At 27.3% G+C, this 18189-nt stretch carries 14 protein-coding genes and 1 other annotated feature; of the genes, 11 read left to right on the plus strand and 3 right to left on the minus strand.

The window, feature by feature from the left end:
• The first annotated feature begins 178 nt into the window (after positions 1 to 178).
• The 3 genes from HH195_RS02130 (at position 179) to HH195_RS02140 (ending at position 4553) form a co-directional block, all read left to right on the plus strand.
• Positions 179 to 2158, plus strand: coding sequence for an amylo-alpha-1,6-glucosidase (locus HH195_RS02130; RefSeq protein WP_196371409.1), 1980 nt, complete (start codon positions 179 to 181; stop codon positions 2156 to 2158).
• A gap of 551 nt (positions 2159 to 2709) precedes the next feature.
• The gene (gene trpS, locus HH195_RS02135) at positions 2710 to 3708 is read left to right on the plus strand and encodes a tryptophan--tRNA ligase (protein WP_058992815.1); all 999 of its coding nucleotides are present in this window, start codon (positions 2710 to 2712) and stop codon (positions 3706 to 3708) included.
• A 146-nt stretch (positions 3709 to 3854) separates the two neighbouring features.
• Complete coding sequence (locus tag HH195_RS02140) at positions 3855 to 4553, plus strand: response regulator transcription factor (protein WP_196371410.1); 699 nt, start codon at positions 3855 to 3857, stop codon at positions 4551 to 4553.
• Between the two features lie 150 nt (positions 4554 to 4703).
• On the opposite strand, the gene HH195_RS02145 is transcribed toward HH195_RS02140, so the two are convergent.
• Positions 4704 to 6359 carry a glutamine--tRNA ligase/YqeY domain fusion protein gene (locus tag HH195_RS02145; RefSeq protein WP_196371411.1) on the minus strand — a complete coding sequence of 552 codons (1656 nt, stop codon included), beginning with the start codon at positions 6357 to 6359 and terminating at the stop codon, positions 4704 to 4706.
• A 204-nt stretch (positions 6360 to 6563) separates the two neighbouring features.
• Positions 6564 to 7616 (minus strand): GerAB/ArcD/ProY family transporter, encoded by a 1053-nt coding sequence (locus HH195_RS02150; protein WP_243278556.1) that lies wholly within the window; start codon positions 7614 to 7616, stop codon positions 6564 to 6566.
• A gap of 214 nt (positions 7617 to 7830) precedes the next feature.
• On the opposite strand from HH195_RS02150, the gene HH195_RS02155 reads away from it, so the two are divergent.
• The 6 genes from HH195_RS02155 to HH195_RS02180 all read left to right on the plus strand — a co-directional run bounded on the left by HH195_RS02155 (position 7831) and on the right by HH195_RS02180 (position 14668).
• The gene (locus tag HH195_RS02155) at positions 7831 to 9249 is read left to right on the plus strand and encodes a spore germination protein (RefSeq protein WP_055258252.1); all 1419 of its coding nucleotides are present in this window, start codon (positions 7831 to 7833) and stop codon (positions 9247 to 9249) included.
• On the plus strand, positions 9230 to 10366 hold the full coding sequence (locus tag HH195_RS02160; RefSeq protein ID WP_196371413.1) for a Ger(x)C family spore germination protein: 1137 nt from the start codon (positions 9230 to 9232) through the stop codon (positions 10364 to 10366). Before HH195_RS02155 ends, HH195_RS02160 begins: the two co-directional genes overlap by 20 nt.
• Positions 10367 to 10493: 127 nt before the next feature.
• Positions 10494 to 10907, plus strand: coding sequence for an ATP-binding protein (locus HH195_RS02165; protein ID WP_196371414.1), 414 nt, complete (start codon positions 10494 to 10496; stop codon positions 10905 to 10907).
• 130 nt (positions 10908 to 11037) lie between these two features.
• Positions 11038 to 11295: a binding site (T-box leader), on the plus strand.
• A 54-nt stretch (positions 11296 to 11349) separates the two neighbouring features.
• On the plus strand, positions 11350 to 12570 hold the full coding sequence (gene tyrS, locus HH195_RS02170; RefSeq protein ID WP_112365118.1) for a tyrosine--tRNA ligase: 1221 nt from the start codon (positions 11350 to 11352) through the stop codon (positions 12568 to 12570).
• Between the two features lie 257 nt (positions 12571 to 12827).
• Entirely contained in the window at positions 12828 to 13802 is a 975-nt protein-coding gene (locus HH195_RS02175; RefSeq protein WP_235804571.1) for a LacI family DNA-binding transcriptional regulator, read from the plus strand.
• A gap of 173 nt (positions 13803 to 13975) precedes the next feature.
• The gene (locus HH195_RS02180; protein WP_196371876.1) at positions 13976 to 14668 is read left to right on the plus strand and encodes a metallophosphoesterase; all 693 of its coding nucleotides are present in this window, start codon (positions 13976 to 13978) and stop codon (positions 14666 to 14668) included.
• A gap of 106 nt (positions 14669 to 14774) precedes the next feature.
• Here the strand turns inward: HH195_RS02180 and HH195_RS02185 are convergent, their stop codons facing one another.
• Positions 14775 to 15653 (minus strand): hypothetical protein, encoded by an 879-nt coding sequence (locus HH195_RS02185; RefSeq protein ID WP_196371415.1) that lies wholly within the window; start codon positions 15651 to 15653, stop codon positions 14775 to 14777.
• A gap of 133 nt (positions 15654 to 15786) precedes the next feature.
• On the opposite strand from HH195_RS02185, the gene HH195_RS02190 reads away from it, so the two are divergent.
• Both HH195_RS02190 and yjbM read left to right on the plus strand, forming a co-directional pair.
• Entirely contained in the window at positions 15787 to 16959 is a 1173-nt protein-coding gene (locus HH195_RS02190) for an IS256 family transposase (RefSeq protein WP_196371416.1), read from the plus strand.
• Between the two features lie 413 nt (positions 16960 to 17372).
• Positions 17373 to 18164, plus strand: coding sequence for a GTP diphosphokinase (gene yjbM, locus HH195_RS02195; protein ID WP_196371417.1), 792 nt, complete (start codon positions 17373 to 17375; stop codon positions 18162 to 18164).
• Positions 18165 to 18189: the final 25 nt, after the last annotated feature.

Raw genomic sequence — 18189 nt, forward strand, 5'->3', positions numbered from 1 at the left:
ATTTAAATATAAGCTATATAAGAGAAATTTATAATTCTTTTATATAGCTTTTTTAATGTAAATTAACCCTTCTTAATTTACAAAAATTTCTATATATAGTATCATAAAATAGTAATCGTTTCCTAAAATTTATTTGTAAGTTAGGAGGGAACTGTGCAAAGGATGTGCAGTAATTTTTATGAGAATTGAAAAACAAACTTTAAGTGATTTTAATGTAGCTAAAAATAAAGAATTTTTAATAACAAATGGTTTAGGTGGATATGCGTCAAGAACAGTAAATAATTTAAGTTCTAGAATATATAGTGGATTATTGATTGCTTCTTTGAATCCACCAGTTGAAAGAAGGCTTTTACTTTCAGATTTAAGAGAAAGAATTTCAATAAAAGATGAAACTAGACAAAGAAATGATAATATCATTCATTTAAGTGATAGAAATAAAAAAAATTTTAAAAATCTTTATGTTACATCATCGAATGAAATTTCTATGCAAGAGAGTTTTGAATTTAATATTTATCCGAAATATAGTTATTATGTGAATGAAACTTTTATAGATAAAGAGATTGTAATGGATTATGGACATAATACAACAGTCATAAAATATACAATTCAAACAACAGCTAATGATATAGAATTAGAGATAATGCCTTTGATAAATAATAGAAACCATCATGATGTAACAATGAAGAATGATTTTTTATGCATACAAAAAAATAATAAAAATGGAGTAAGTTTAACTTTTGATATAAATGATATAAAGTTAAATTTATTGTCAGATAAATGTAAGTTTTTTAAGGATGAAAATTGGATTTGTGACACACCTTATTTTATTGAAATTGAGAGAGGAAATTTAGGTATAGATTATCATTTTACTCCTGGGTATTTTAATATAAATGTACAGAAATTTTCAAGGGTTGAATTTAGTATAATAGCTACTACCGAGGAAGATGTAAGTTTAAATGGGGATTATTATATAAACAAAGAAATTGAGAGAAAAAATAATCTTTTGAAAAAAATAAAAAATAGAGATGAATTTATAGATAAATTAGTTTTATCTAGTGATAATTTTATAGTTTCTAGAAAATCTACTGGTTTAAAAACTATTATAGCGGGATATCCATGGTTTAGCGATTGGGGACGAGATACCATGATTGCAATGATTGGATTAACATTGTGTACCAATAGATTTGATGATGCTAGAGAAATTCTAATAAGTTTTAAAAAATATATAAAAAATGGACTTATTCCTAATATGTTTCCAGATAGCGGAATGAACCCTTTATATAACACAATAGATGGTACTCTTTGGTATTTTAATGCTGTTTATAAATATTTAGAATATACTAATGATTATGATTTTATTTATGAAAATTTAATTGATAACTTAAATGATATAATAAATAATCACATTAAAGGAACTTATTATTCTATAAAAATGGATGGCGATGGGCTTTTAATGGGAGGAGATGAAAATACTCAACTTACATGGATGGATGTGAAAGTTGCAGGACATGCTGTAACCCCAAGGTATGGAAAAGCAATTGAAATAAATGCTCTTTGGTATAATGCAATCTGTTTTATGATAGATTTGAATAAAAAGTTTAACATAGAATATTATGCGTATGAAAAAATAAAAGAAAAAATAGAAAAAACATTTATAAAAACATTTTGGTGTAAAGAAACGAATTATTTTTATGATTACATTTATGGTGAAGAAAAGAATAAGCAAATAAGAGCAAATGGTGTGATAGCTTTAAGTCTACCATATTCTTTAGTTAACAAAGAAATAGGGAAAAAAGCTTTAGAAACAGTTTTTAAGCAGTTATACACACCTTACGGACTTAGAAGTTTAAGTAATTTAGATGTTGAATTTAGGGGAGAGTACAAAGGGAACTTATATGAGAGAGATATGAGTTATCATCAAGGGAGTGTATGGTCGTGGCTTATTGGTCCAATAATAACGGCAACTAAAAGATATTTAAACGATATTAGGTTATGTGAAAAAATGATAGAACCATTTAAAAATCATTTGAATGATAGTTGTGTTTTGGGAATATCAGAAATTTTTGATGGAAAGAACCCATATAATCCAAGAGGTGCATATGCACAAGCATGGGGAGTTGGAGAAGTTTTACGAGCTTATATTGAAGATGTAAAATAAGAGTTTAAACGTATATAATTAAAATATGTTTTGTATTTGATAAATTAAGTAGAAAAATATGTTTATAACTTGTTGACATTGTGTTATTAAAAGTTTAATGTTATACTAAGTTTGAAAATAATAATTAAAAATTCGATGATAAGGAAAAGTAGCTAAGCTTAGGTTCAATAAAGAGAGCTAATAGAGGGTGTAATATTGGCAAGAAAGGGTTTTAGTGAATGGGCCTTTGAGAAATAAAATGAAATTTTAAGTTGTTTTAAGAGATTAGTGGATATCGTTTTATACACGTTATAGTATAAGATATTTAAAATATCTAATGAGTGGCAATAAAATTTTTGAATTTTTTATTGCAATTTAGGTGGTATCACGGATTAAAATATTCCGCCCTATTTTTATAGGGCGGATTTGTTATTTTACAAAAAATATTTATATCATTATATTATATTAGTAAAAAATGAAATTTAGCTTATGAAATATTATTGTAAGTGTAAATTTTTTTGTTTTAAATTTAATAAAAATACTAACTATAAACATAAAGGAAGGTGAAAGGTATGGAAGAGAACAAAAAAATAATATTTAGTGGAATTCAGCCATCTGGTGAACTTACTTTAGGAAATTATTTAGGAGCTTTAAAAAACTGGGTTAAGCTTCAAGACGAGTATGATTGTTATTTTTGTGTAGTTGATTTACATGCTATAACAGTTAAGCAAAAATCAGCAGATTTAAGAAGAAGAACTTTAGAGGTTTTGGCAATTTATATTGCAGCTGGAATTAATCCAGAAAAAAATACCCTATTTATACAATCACATGTTCCAGCACATTCAGAGGCTGCTTGGCTTTTAACTTGTAACTCATATATGGGCGAGCTTAGTCGTATGACTCAATTTAAAGATAAGTCTAAAAAGCATGGAGAATCTGTTCCAACAGGATTATTTACATATCCTGTACTAATGGCTGCCGACATACTTTTATATCAAACAGATTTAGTGCCAGTTGGAGTAGACCAAAAGCAACATTTAGAACTTGCAAGAGATTTAGGTGGAAGATTTAATAGTGCTTATAGTCAAACGTTTAAAATTCCAGAACCATATATTCCACCAGTTGGAGCTAAAATAATGAGTCTTCAAGAACCAACTAAAAAGATGTCAAAATCAGATGAAAATGTCAATGGATTTATTTTAATTATGGATCCACCAGATGTTATAAGAAGAAAAATATCAAGAGCTGTAACAGACAGCATAGGGGTTGTAAATTATACTGATGAGCAACCTGGAATTAAAAATTTGATAAATATATTATCTGCTATTAAAGGATATACTTCAGATGAAATAGTTGCTATGTATAAGGATAAGGGATATTCAGAATTTAAAAATGATGTAGCTGAGGCTATAATTGAAGAACTTAAGCCACTTCAAGATAAAGTTAATGAGTTTTTAAAAGATAAAAAATCTTTGGAAACTATATATAAAGCTGGTGCTGATAAGGCAAATTATATGGCTAATAAAACATTAAGAAAAGTTCAAAAGAAAATAGGTTTAATCCCAAGATAATTATAGAAATAAGAAGAATTGGTGCGAAGTTTAATGCATTAGTTCTTCTTTTTATAGAATTTATTCAAAATATATGTAATAATATTATATGGATAATATAATATACATAAATGTTTTTTTAATAATCAAAAGTTAGGGGGATAAAAATGGCTGAAAAAAAAATTCTAATTGTAGATGATGAAGATCATATAAGAGAGCTTTTGAAATTCAACCTAGAAAAAAATGGATACGTTGTATATGTGGCAAATGATGGGCTAAATGGATTGAAGCTTGCAAGAGAAAAGCAAGTTGATTTAATTTTATTGGATTTAATGCTACCTGGTATGGATGGATTTGAAGTATGTAAAGAAATACGTAGGGATAACATAATATCTAATGTGCCTATCATAATGCTTACAGCAAAAAGTGAAGAAATAGATAAAATTTTAGGTTTAGAATTAGGAGCTGATGATTATATAACAAAGCCATTTTCCATAAGAGAACTATCTGCTAGAATTAAGGCACTTTTAAGAAGAAGCAATGTAAAATACGATAATGAAATTTTAAGATTTGGTAACATAACTTTAAATTTGCAGACAAGAGAAGTTTTAAAACATGGAAAAAAATTAGATTTTACTTTGAAAGAGTTTGAAGTATTAAAGCTATTAATTCAAAATAAGGGAAAAATATTAACTAGAGAAATATTATTAGATAAGATATGGGGATATGAATATGTTGGAGAAACTAGAACTGTCGATGTTCATATAAGGCATATTAGAAAAAAAATAGAGGAAGATGATAAAAAACCAATATATATTCAAACCATAAGAGGTGTAGGGTATAAATTTATAGGTGATGTGCTATAATTTTATATCTATTATGAGCAAATATTTGTATATTTGCTTAAAAATAAACATAAATAAAACGTTTACTAAAGTATTTTACATATAATAAATATGATTTTAGATAAATCTCTAAATCTATCTAAAATCATATTATTAAAGATGAGTAAAAAACTATTTAATTTTGAATGAACTCTTAAGAGATACAATTCTATTAAATATTAATTTATTATCATCACTATAAACAGGATCAATGTTAAAATATCCATTTCTAACAAGTTGGAACTTATCATTTCCTCTAGAATTTTTAATATTTGTTTCGATAAATCCTTGAGTTACAGTTAGTGAATTTGGATTTATTTGTTCTAAGAAATGTTTGTTTTCTTCACTCTCTGAGTCTAGAATTAATGGTTCGTATAATCTAAATTCACAAGGTAATGAATTATTTGCATCTACCCAATGAATTGTTGATTTAACTTTTCTTCCTGTAAATCCAGAGCCACTTTTTGTTTCAACATCATAAGTTCCATGAATTTCAACAACATTTCCATCTTTATCTTTTATAACGTCTGTACATTTAACAAAATAAGCCCCCATAAGTCTAACTTCATTTCCTGGGAAAAATCTATAATATTTTTTTGGAGGGTTTTCCATGAAATCTTCTCTTTCTATATAAAGTTCTCTAGAGAATGTTATAGTTCTTTTTCCAGCAGTTTCATCATTAGGATTATTTTCAACTTCTAATACTTCTGATTGTCCTTCAGGATAATTAGTTATTACAAGTTTTAGAGGATTTATAACAGCCATAGCTCTTGGTGCTTTAGTGTTTAAATCTTCTCTTATAAAATGTTCTAGCATTTGTGAATCAACTGTTGAGCTAGCTTTTGCAACACCAATTTCTCTGCAGAAATTTCTGATTGATTCAGGTGTATATCCACGTCTTCTAAGACCTGCGATAGTTGGCATTCTAGGGTCATCCCATCCATCAACTACACCTTCATCAACTAACATTTTAAGTTTTCTCTTACTCATAACAGTATTTGTAATGTTAAGTCTTGCAAATTCTATTTGTCTAGGAGTTGAACTCATTTCACAATTTTCAACAACCCAATCATATAAAGGTCTATGGTCTTCAAATTCAAGAGTACAGATTGAATGAGTTATGCCCTCTATTGCATCTTCTAAAGGATGGGCAAAGTCGTACATTGGGTATACACACCATTTGCTTCCTGTATTATGGTGTTTTGTGTGAGAAATTCTATAAATTATAGGATCTCTCATATTTATATTTGGAGATGACATATCTATTTTAGCTCTTAAAACTTTTGAACCATCTTCAAATTCTCCATTTTTCATTTTTTCAAAAAGGCTTAAGTTTTCCTCAACGCTTCTGTTTCTATAAGGACTTTCCTTACCAGGTTCTGTTAGAGTTCCTCTATAAGCTTTTATATCTTCAGGAGTTAAATCACAAACATAAGCTAATCCTTTTTTTATTAAAAGAATTGCTTTTTCATACATAGTATCAAAATAGTTAGAAGCAAAGAATAAATTATCCCAATTAAATCCTAACCAGTTAACATCTTCTTTAATAGATTCTACGTATTCTGTATCTTCTTTTACAGGGTTTGTATCATCAAATCTTAAGTTAGTTTTTCCTTTAAATTCATCAGCAAGTTCAAAATTTAAAACTATAGATTTAGCATGACCTATATGAAGATATCCATTTGGTTCTGGTGGAAAACGGGTGATTATTTTTTCGTGTTTACCACTATTTAAATCATCTATAACTATATTTCTTATAAAGTTAGATGAACTTTGAGTATTTGACATATTATCATTCCTTTTCTTTAATTTTATTTCATGTCTACCATTTCTAATAATTTATTTATTTTTGTTTAAAGTTTAATATTCTTTGTTAGAACATTATGTAGTAAATAATTAGAGGTGATAGCATTTAAAAATAAGCTTAAAGCTTATTATTTTCCTATAATACATAAAATTATATTACCATAAAACAAAAAACCTATCTACTGCTTATTTATGTACTTTAGCTTTTTTTCTTACAGCGTAAATCCCATATATTATTATAGGGAAAACAAAAAATACTACAAAGTTTATATATTGATAATAAGGTAATATAGAAAAAAGAGTATATACATTGTTACCTAAATATAAAGATGATATATAAACTATTAAGGAAATTACAGATAAAAATATTAATTTGTTTTTGAATTTATTCTTCCAAATGGTATATAGTGAAAAAATAGATATTACATACTTTATTGTCCAAAGAAAAATAGAAATTACCATAGTTAATATATCTCCATTTTCTATAAAGCCACCGAAGGAAATAAGTTGTGTCTGTATAAACTCTGGATAAAAAATATTACCACTTCTTTCAGCACCGATAGATGAAATTAAATTGACTATAAAAAATATTAAGCAAGATAAAACTAGAGGAATTGTTATAAATGATGTTTTTTTTAGATTTTTTTTATCATTAATTCTATTCAAAAAAGGAAGCAATATAAAAAATGATGAAAATGAACCAAGTTGACTTATTATAGATGTAGCCCATGTGTTTATAGAAACATTTTTTAATATTGGTAGAAGGTGGCGTAAATTAGTATATTTTATTGATAATAATATTATTACTATTGATAGTACTGATAGTATACTAACGCTAATTATAGTAGTTATTAAAACACTTCTAAATCCATTTTTAGATATAAATAAAGCTGTACCTATAAAAAATAATAGCGAGTACCAAATAGGAGTTTTTATGAATATGTTTGTATGTATTGAGCTAGAGCTTACGGTTGCACATTCTATGCATGCTAGTACAAGGCATAGAGAAAATATGAATAAAAATAAATTTCCTAAATATTTACCAAGTGATTTATAACAAACCTGTTTAAAGTCATAAGCATTTTTTTTTGAGATTATAGAGAGAATTATCCAAGTAAACAATAAAAAAATTAAACTAGATATTATTGAAAATATCCAAGTATTCCTACCCCCCAATCTTATAAATGTAGAGGGGTAATTAAAAAGCGTTGCAGCAAGTGGTGCAACAATAAAAAACATAAAGTGTTTAGATGTTATCTTTTCCAATATATTCACCTCATTTAATTTTGTTTTAACTTTTTTGAGTTTATTTATAATTTTTAGTATTTAAGGCATATTTCAAACCTAATAAGTTATGAACATAGCTAAGTAATAATCAGTGCTTTAATTATTATTTGCAATTAAATGAATATTAAACATTGTTTATACAAACAATATTTTGGGTGATAAAATTATGAAAAAACAGTTAGATTTCTTATCAGATAAATTTAAAAATAGTTTTGATGTAAAAAAGAGAGAAATAGAAACGGCTTTAGGGCCTGCAACTTTAATGTTTACTGATACCTTATGTTCTACACAATTTATAAGTGAGTATATTATAAAGCCTTTAACTATTGTTATGGATGGAATAAAAACAGAAGACGATATAATAAAACGGGTTTTAAATATAAACTCAGCAGATTATGTTAAAGATGATAATGATGCTATTTTACATGTTTTATCAGGAGATGTTGTTATCATTTTTCATGATAAAGAAAAATCAATATTTTGTGAGGTAAAGGGATATACAAGAAGAAGTGTTAGTATACCTGTTACAGAAGCTGGGTTAAAGGGGCCTAGAGAAGGGTTTACTGAGGCTTTTGTAGATAATGTAACTTTAATTAGAAGAAGGGTAAAAAATGCAGCATTAAAGTTTGAAGCGATTTATGTGGGAAAAGAAACGCAAACAGTTGTGACTTTAACTTATATAGAAGGTGTTGCTCCAAAAGAAATAGTAGATAGTGTTAGGAAAACATTAAAAACATTAGATTATAACTTTGTATTAGATTCAAATTATATCGAGGCAAAACTTAGAGCAAAGAGAACACTTTTTGATACCGTTGGATACACGGAAAAGGCTGATGATGCAACAGCTAAAATTTTAGAAGGGAGAGTTGCAGTTATAGTAGATGGAACACCATTTGTTATAACAGTACCGTCATATTTTATAGAAAATTTTCAAGTGCCTGATGATTTTTATTTGAACAGATATTTTGCAACATTTACAAGAACTTTAAGGTGGATAGCCTTCTTTATAGCCTTATTTTTACCAGGGCTTTATGTTGCGGTAACCACTCATCATTTTTCAGTATTACCTACAACATTTATATTTAGGCTTGCTGTATCTAGGGTTGGAGTCCCTTTTCCTACAATTGCAGAGGTTTTAATAATTATGTTTCTATTTCAGCTTATTAAGGAGGCTGGACTTAGATTACCACAACCCATAGGAACGTCTATGAGTTTGGTTGCTTCATTTGTACTTGGAAGTTCTGCAGTAGCGGCTGGAGTAGCATCAACAATAACTATAATAGTTGTCTGTATAGCAGCGGTTTGTTACTTCTTAATTCCAAGACTATATGCAGCAGTGTCTCTTTGGAGCTTTGTGGTGGCTATATTTGGAGCATTATATGGTTTCCCAGGAATAATATTTATAGGGCTTATTATATTAGCACATTTATCTAATTTATACACATGTGAACATCCTTATTTATTTCCAGTAGGAACTTTAGGAGAACATAAATTTCAAGATTTATTGTCAAGAGGAAGTTTGGAGAAAATTTCTGGGCATATAGTAAAGGAGGTACATGAGAAAAATGGAAAATCTAAAAAGTAGATTATTAAAACTATTTTCTTTAATCCTTCTCTTTATTTTTTTAGGTAGTATGCAAGGCTGTTATTCTTATGAAGATATTAATAATGGAATATTTGTTACAACTATAATATTTGATGAAAATGAAATAGGAGATGTAGAACTTTATTTAGATACTGTAAAACCTTATAGAAGCGCTAACGAGTCATCTGATAAGGGAGAGAGAGAGGTTTATCAAGGAACAGGGAGAACTGTTGGAGAAGCTATAAAGGCTATAAATTTACAAGCTAGTGGACAAATAAGTTTTAGTCAATGCAAAGCATATATTTTTACTGAACAGGTTTCAAAAGAAGGTATAAAAAAATTTATGGATGCAATAAATAGAAATCAAGAGTTTATGATAAGACCATATATGTTTGTTTTATTTGGAAGTCCTAGTGAACTTTTAAATCAAGTCACAGGGGATGAGGAATATTTAGGAATTTATTTAAATCAACTTGTAAAAAAAATGAACGAAAACCCTAAAGTTATAGCAATAAATGCTAATAATTATTTAGCAGCTAGAACAAGTTATAATAATATAGCAGTATTAGGTGCTTTAACTATTGAAAATAATAATGGAAAAAAGAGTTTAGATTTAAGTGGAGGAGCTCTTTTTAAAGATGAGGTTATGGTAAGGAAGATAAGCACTAGTGAGGGAATGAGTTATAATTTTTTAACTGGTAGAGTTAGAAGTGGAACATTGGAGGCCATAAATCCTCAAGATACAAATAGTTTTGTAACTTTAGAAATACAAAATTCTAAAACAACAACATCAATAAATTATGATGGCGAAAGAATTAAACTTTATAAAAAAATAGTCATAGATTGTTATTTAGCAGATTCGCAAAGTAGACTCATGGTAGATAAAGACGTTTTAAATATAATAAAGTATGAAGAGGAAAGTATGTTAAGTCAGTACATACAAATATTATTTACAAAGTTTAAAAATGATAATTTAGATATAGCAAATGTGGCAACACTATTTGAGCAGGAGTATCCAAATATAACTTTAAGTGTAGATCCATTAACTATAACGGATTTAGATTTGGATATTGATATAAAAATAAATGGAACTAGTAAAGTAGCAGATACCTTTTAAGGAATAAATATCACTTCTTTATCATATTTAAGTGGAAGTCAGAATAGTATATATAAAGATAGATAAAGGCATTAAAAATTAAAATAAATGATTTTCACTTAAATTTTATGTAGAGGAGTGGGAAAATATGATTCAAGTTTTTTTTGATCATAGAGGTGCTGGAAAAAGCAAAAATTTAATTGGTTTAGCTAATAATGAAGTTAAAAATTGTAAGGGAAGTGTTGTTTATATTGATGATGATAAAAAGCATATGTTACAACTTCAAAGTCAAATAAGGTTAATAACATTAGATGAATTAAATGTTGAAGGGGCAGATCAATTTTATGGGCTTCTTTGCGGGATAAAAGCAAAGGATTATGATGTGGAAAGTATATTTATTGATGGGCTTAGCAATTTATTAAATATTAGCAATATAGAACAGGTAAAACAGCACTTTTGTATGATTGAAAAATTCAGCAAAAATTTCAATGTAAACGTATATATAAATATGCATTGTTCAGATTTTGAGGTACCTGATTTTATGAAAAAATATGTATCTTAGGCAATTTAAGTGAAAAATATTTTTATTAAGGATTAATTTAATTTTCGGAAATTTTAAAACACGTTTTTATAAAAATAAATCTGGTTGACAACTATAAAAAACAATAATATAATTTTAAGCAAGAAAATTAGAAAAAGCGTTGACGAGAAGGAGTAAATTTAATTTTAGTTTTAAAGAGAGCCCTTGTTTGGTGTAAAAGGGAAAACGAATTAAATAGAATACATCTCAGAGCAGCACTCCCAAAAGATAACAACCAGTAGGAAGATGTCGTAAGTGCACACGTTACAGTGCTAGAGTATAACTAAGTTTTTAGAGTACTTGATGAGTTTATTATGGTGACGTAATAAAGAATTAAGGTGGTATCGCGTGATTATATCCCGTCCTTTATATTTTTGTATAAAGGGCGGTTTTTTATTTTTATAAAAATTTGGAGGAAAGTTAAATGTCAAATGTATTGGATACTTTATTAGAGCGTGGGTATATTAAGCAATTTACTCACGAAGAAGAAACAAGAGAATTATTAGAAAAGGAAAAAATAACTTTTTATATAGGTTTTGATCCAACAGCAGATAGCTTACATGTAGGTCATTTTATAACAATGATGTTTATGGCTCATATGCAAAGGGCAGGTCATAGACCAATAGCTTTAATTGGTGGTGGAACTGCTATGGTTGGAGATCCAAGTGGTAAAACTGATATGAGAAAGATGCTTACAAAAGAAGAAATAGAGAATAATGTTGCATCAATAAAGAAACAAATGGAAAAATTTATAGATTTTTCAGATGATAAAGCTATACTAGCTAATAATGCAGATTGGCTTTTAAAACTTAATTATGTTGACTTTTTAAGAGAAGTTGGAGTTCATTTTTCAGTAAACAGAATGTTGACTGCTGAGTGTTTTAAGCAAAGATTAGAAAAGGGATTATCTTTCTTAGAATTTAATTATATGTTAATGCAAGGATATGATTTTTATGTTTTAAATCAAAAATATAATTGTAAAATGGAACTTGGTGGAGATGACCAATGGTCTAATATGATAGCTGGGGTTGAACTTGTTAGAAGAAAAGCACAAGGTCAAGCAATGGCTATGACATGCACATTATTAACAAATAGCCAAGGTCAAAAGATGGGTAAAACAGTTGGCGGAGCGTTATGGCTTGATCCAAAGAAAACATCACCATATGACTTTTATCAATATTGGAGAAATGTTGATGATGCAGATGTTGAAAAATGCTTGAGATTATTAACATTTGTTCCTATGGATGAAATTAAAAAACTTGCTGCTTTAGAGGGAGCTGCTATAAATGAGGCTAAAAAGGTTTTAGCTTTTGAAGTTACTAAACTTATACATGGAGAAGAAGAAGCTAAAAAGGCTCAAAGTGCTGCCGAAAGTTTATTTGGAGCTGGTGGAAACATGGATAATGTTCCTACGGTTAAAATAGAGAATGAACAAGTTGGATCACTTTTATTAGATATATTAGTAGCAGGTAAGATAATACCATCTAAAGCAGAAGGAAAAAGACTTGTACAACAAGGTGGCTTAAGTTTAAATGGTGAAAAGGTTACAGATATTAAAAGAACTTTAAATAAAGAGGATTTTGAAGATGGGGTAGCTCTTATTAAAAGAGGAAAGAAAAATTTCAATAAAATAATCATAGAATAATATATATAACTATATCAAAATTTCTATTTTGATATAGTTTTTTATTGCAGTAATTTTGTTATTTATCCTGTATAAGGAAGTTTAAAATATGATTAATACATAAAATGTTAATTTTTTATTAAATTTAGCTAAAAAGAATGAAAAAGCTAACATTTATCTATATAATTGAAATAACAAGTATATTTAGTGTTTTTAAATAAAGTTTACAAATAAAGAAAAATTTATTAAAAACTAAGGGGGAAAAGTTTTTGGTTAGAATGAAAGATGTTGCTGAAATGGCTGGAGTATCATTAATAACGGTTTCAAGAGTGTTAAATGCACCAGAACTTGTAAAAGATGAAACAAAGGCTAGAGTAGAAGAGGCAATAAAAGAACTTAAATTTGTTCCAAATTATACAGCTAAAGCTTTAGCTGAAAATAAAACAAGGGTTATTTATTTATATATTCCTAAGGAATCAAGTTTAGATGAACTTGTAAATATGAATTTAATATCTGGAATAATGGCACACTTAAGTGAAAAGCAATATTCACTTCAAATCACAAGAAACTTTGAACTTCCACAAAAATGTGATGGAATGATAATTATAGGTAGAAATGGTTTAGAAGAAGACATGGACAGTAAAATTAGAGTTCCGTATGTTGTGTTTGGAAGAAGCAATTTAAATGTTGATCACGTAGATGTTAATAATTATAAGGGTTCTTATGATATGACTAAGTATTTAATATCAAAAGGACATAAGGACATATTATTTTTAAAAATAAACAATGAAAATATAAGATTCAATGAACGTTTTAGAGGGTACAAGGATGCTCTTTTAGATAGCGATATAAAATTTAAAGAGTCTTTAGTAATAGATATAGATGAAAATCAAGAACAATTAGCATATTTAGCTATAAGATATAGCGAAAAAATTGAAAAAGCTACTGCTCTTTTTTGCTCAACTGATTTATCAGCAATAGGTGCTTATAGAGCTTTAAAAGAAAAAAATATTGTTATTCCTAAAGATATATCTGTAGTTGGCTTTGATGGGCTTGCAAATGAAGTTGTACCACTTACAACTGTTAAACAACCGATATATAATGTTGGAGAACGTTTGGCTGAAATATTAATAAATAGAATAAATAATAGATCAAAAGAAATTGAAAGAGTATTGTTAGAACCACAAATCATAGAGAGTAAAACAAGCGGATGTACATCATTATTGGGTAAAGATTTAAATTTAGCGTTATAAAAACTTAAATAATTAATTTCTTTAAGTTGTGATAGTGTTTATGATATAATGTAATAAAAAAGTAATTAGGGTGGAGAATTCTCCACCTTAATTTTATTGAAAGCAACACAAAAATATATCTTTCATTCTAATATGAGATAGGGTGATAAGATGTGTTTAGAAAGGTAGGAATTATGGCATTATATGCTATTTCAGATTTACATCTTGCTTTGAGTACAGATAAACCTATGGATATATTTGGAGAAAAATGGATTGGTCATGATGAAAAAATTAGAAATAATTGGATAGAAAAAATAAAGGATACAGATACAGTTTTAATTGCGGGAGATATATCTTGGTCAATGAAGCATGATGATAGTAAAAAAGATTTAGATTGGGTGGATGATTTACCTGGAAAAAAAATAATATCTAAAGGAAATCATGATTATTGGTGGTGTAGTATATCAAAATTAAATGCTATGTATAAAAATACTAAGTTTATTCAAAATAATTTTTTTACATATAAAGATTATGCTATTTGTGGAACAAGAGGATGGATTTGCAAAGGTTCAGAGAGATTTTCAGGAAAAGATGAAAAAATTTATCTAAGAGAAGAAATAAGGCTTAGATTGTCATTAGAAGAGGCAAAAAGGGCAGGATATGAAAAGATTATTTGTATGTTACATTATCCTCCAACTAATGAGAAGTTAGAGAATTCAGTTTTTACATCTATACTTGAGGAGTTTAATGTTGAAAAAGTTGTATATGGTCATCTTCATGGGAATATTTTAAAAGATAGAATGTTAGAAGGAAATCACAATGGGGTTGAGTATATTTTAACAAGTTGTGATTATATAGATTTTAATCCGATTAAAATTTTAGATTAATTGCTTATAATGATATTTAAGCTGTTATTGTTTTAATGCTATTATATAGAAAACTCTATCTTAGAAAATTTAAGATAGAGTAAAAAAACAAATTCTTTATTAATTATTAATCCTCGTCTCTAAATTTAGATTTTCCAGAACCATGATGATGACCATTAGAACCATTATTGTCATTTCCATCATTAGGGCCATTGTTTCCGTTTCCAATATTTCCACCATTATTTCCATTTCCACAATTTCCAGGGTCTGAATCAAAATCAGAATCAGAGTCAACTATTTGGAATAACATACAGATACAGAATATAGAATATGCAGGAATATCTAAATCATAATTGCTTCTTCTTCCAGAAAGTTTTCTCAATCTTAAAATTATAGGTTCTCTAGTACCTTTAAATATACAAGATTCACGACTTCCATGATGATGTCCATTATTATCAGGATTATTAGGACGTCTGTTGTCATCATCTTCGTCATGATAATCGTGTTTTGGACAAGGTTTTAAAGGAATAGCTCTTCCACCTCTACTCATACGAACTAATTCGTATCCTTCAGGTACACAAAGGTCAACTAATTTTAAAGTTAAGCCTCTGCTAATTTTTAATTCGTCTTCTAAAGTTACTGAACCAGAACTAGCATTATAATCTTTGCTACCAAGATTTCCAAGTACTAATGTAAAGCCTATAGCGTCTCCTTCAGTTGGATAAAATGGTAAGCCGTGTTTGCAACCAAAGCAATCAGCTTCAGAGTGCATAAATTTTTTAGCGAATATTTTTATATCTGGTCTAACTCTTATTTTTTGGCACAAATCATCAGAATCTATACAAAAAATTGGACTATCGTCAAATAATACTTTATCACTATAAGTTAAAAGTGCATCATCAGGATCGTCAGGATCATTATCGCAATGATGTCCAGCTAAATCAGAAGCTAATAATTCTTCAGAATCTTCTAATGTTCCATCAAAAATATTTTTATCTTTATCCACAAATATCACCTTATAAATTATTTCTTTTAATATAAGTGTATTCACTTTAGTTAAAAAGTGCGACAAAATATCTAGTATCAATTTTATGTTTTTATGAATATTTTATATTATTAATAATAGAGAGGTAATTTTTATGGCTCTTATAAGTTTTACTGGGAATATAGGTAATGATTCAGATATTTCTTACAATGAAAAAAAGCAAGAAGAAACTCACACAGAAAAATATAGTCAAGAAGATTACTCTAAGGCTGAGAGTAAATTAAATAAACTTAACAAAGTTATTGCAGAAAAAGAAAAAAAATTAGAAGATTTAAAAGATGATATTTTAGAACAAGAAGGAATTCTTAAAGATTTAAAAATAGATATTTTACAAAGAAAAAATGTTATTAAGGATTTAGAGTTACAGCTTATACAAAAAGAAGTAGGATTAAAAAATTTAGAAGAACAAATATTAGATAAGTATAAGCAAAAAGATATATACAAACACGAAGATAGTATAAAAGATAACAATGTTAATAATATAAAGGTTGTGGATTTTGATATATGGATAGACAGAGAGTTAGAAAAAGTTTATTCTGTTATATTTACTGATGTGTATAAATTTAAAATAAAAAAAGAAGAAAAAGTAATGTTTAAATATATTTATTCTGTTATAGGAATAGATATAAAAGGAAAAAGAGATATATTAGGCATTTGGGTTTTTAATGAGGAATCGGTTAAATGTTGGGTTGATGTTTTTGATGAATTAAAAGATAGAGGTGTAAGAGATATTCTAATAATATCTATTCCTTTAATTAGTGAATTAAAAAAAGGTATTTTAAGTGTATATCCTAAAGCTAAAATTGAATTTAGCATAACTGATGAGATAAGGATGTGCAATAAATATGTATATTATAAAGATTTGAAACCATTTAATACTGATTTGAAGAAAATATATTTAGCATCTACAGAAGAAATAGCATTAAAAGAATATGATGAGTTAGATAGAAAGTGGAGGGACAAATATCCGATAGCATTAAAAGCTTGGGATAGCAATTTAAATAGTTTATCTTTAATATACAAGTATCCTGAAGAGATAAGAAGAATTTTATATGCCACAAATACTTTAGAGAAATATAATAATAAATTAAAAAAAATAATTAAAGATACTTATGAAACGTCTAGTAATGGGGAAATTAGCGAAAAGATATATTGTGAAGTAATTGGATTAACGTATAAATGGAAACAACCTATTAGAGGATGGGTTGAGGTATTATCTAAATTGTCAATGATTTTTAAATCTAGGGTGGATAGGCAAGTATTATAGACACTTAAAAAGGAGCTACAAAAGTATATAACTCCTTTTTAACTTTATAATATAATTTTAAAATTGGGCAAAATACTATACAAGAAAATTCTGTAAATATTTACAGAAAGATTTTACAATTAAATGTTCTTTTTGTCAATAATTAAAATATATCGTATTTATTTTGATATAATTGTATTTTTAATAAAATAATAAAAAATAACTATATGTAATTTCAAATTATTATTATATAATAAAATTAATTAATAAACAATATTAAATTAAATTAATAAAAGTTTGATATAAAGTATGTAAATTTATATACATATATTTGTAAAATATAATAGTTTTCTACTGTATATGTATTTAGTTTTTTTGAAAATTTTGTTATAATGATTAAGGCACTAAACTAACACGAAAAGATAGGTGACACTATGACGATAAAGAGTTGGAAAGAGTTTTTAGCTCCTTATGATCAAGCGGTAGAGGAGTTAAAGGTTAAACTTAAAAGTATTAGAAAAGAATATAGAAAAAGAAATGAGTATTCCCCTATAGAATTTGTAACTGGAAGAGTAAAAGAAGTTTCTAGCATATTAGAAAAGGCTAACAAATATGCAATACCAGTTGGTAGGGTAAAATATGAAATGGAGGACATAGCTGGTATAAGAATTATGTGCCAGTTTGTTGATGATATAGATAGAGTTGTTGAAATAATTAGAGAACGAGAAGATATGCAAATCCTTTACGAGAAAGATTATGTTAAAAATGTTAAACCAAGTGGATATAGAAGCTATCACATGGTTATAAGATATCCTGTTTATATGGCTAAGGGAAAGGTGGAAATTTTAGCAGAGTTCCAAATAAGAACGTTAGCTATGAATTTTTGGGCAACTATTGAACATTCTTTAAATTATAAATATAAAAAAAATTTGCCAAATGAAATTAAATTAAAATTAAAAAGTGCGGCAGATGCAGCTTTTACTTTAGACGAGGAAATGTTAGAGATAAAGGATGAAATTATGGATGCACAAAAATTATTTGAAGTTAAATCAGATATAATTACAACAATAATGAATGGAATTTTAAACCTAATAGCAATAGGGAAAATCCCAGAAGCGTCAAGATATCAGATGTCTTTAAATAAACTGATTGAAGAAGGAGAAGTATGGGAATTTAATAATCTTCTTCAAATTTTAAATAAAGATTTAGAAAAATTCAAAGAATAAAAGCCTAGAATATCTAGGCTTTTAT

The sequence above is a fragment of the Candidatus Sarcina troglodytae genome, assembly GCF_015708635.1.
GTDB classification, from domain to species: Bacteria; Bacillota; Clostridia; order Clostridiales; family Clostridiaceae; genus Sarcina; species Sarcina ventriculi.

Coding starts and splice junctions, on each gene's coding strand:
- HH195_RS02130 (WP_196371409.1), top strand. CDS start 179: ATGAGAATTGAAAAACAAACTTTAAGTGATTTTAATGTAGCTAAAAAT.
- trpS (WP_058992815.1), top strand. CDS start 2,710: ATGGAAGAGAACAAAAAAATAATATTTAGTGGAATTCAGCCATCTGGT.
- HH195_RS02140 (WP_196371410.1), top strand. CDS start 3,855: ATGGCTGAAAAAAAAATTCTAATTGTAGATGATGAAGATCATATAAGA.
- HH195_RS02145 (WP_196371411.1), bottom strand. CDS start 6,359: ATGTCAAATACTCAAAGTTCATCTAACTTTATAAGAAATATAGTTATA.
- HH195_RS02150 (WP_243278556.1), bottom strand. CDS start 7,616: ATGTTTTTTATTGTTGCACCACTTGCTGCAACGCTTTTTAATTACCCC.
- HH195_RS02155 (WP_055258252.1), top strand. CDS start 7,831: ATGAAAAAACAGTTAGATTTCTTATCAGATAAATTTAAAAATAGTTTT.
- HH195_RS02160 (WP_196371413.1), top strand. CDS start 9,230: ATGGAAAATCTAAAAAGTAGATTATTAAAACTATTTTCTTTAATCCTT.
- HH195_RS02165 (WP_196371414.1), top strand. CDS start 10,494: ATGATTCAAGTTTTTTTTGATCATAGAGGTGCTGGAAAAAGCAAAAAT.
- tyrS (WP_112365118.1), top strand. CDS start 11,350: ATGTCAAATGTATTGGATACTTTATTAGAGCGTGGGTATATTAAGCAA.
- HH195_RS02175 (WP_235804571.1), top strand. CDS start 12,828: ATGAAAGATGTTGCTGAAATGGCTGGAGTATCATTAATAACGGTTTCA.
- HH195_RS02180 (WP_196371876.1), top strand. CDS start 13,976: ATGGCATTATATGCTATTTCAGATTTACATCTTGCTTTGAGTACAGAT.
- HH195_RS02190 (WP_196371416.1), top strand. CDS start 15,787: ATGGCTCTTATAAGTTTTACTGGGAATATAGGTAATGATTCAGATATT.
- yjbM (WP_196371417.1), top strand. CDS start 17,373: ATGACGATAAAGAGTTGGAAAGAGTTTTTAGCTCCTTATGATCAAGCG.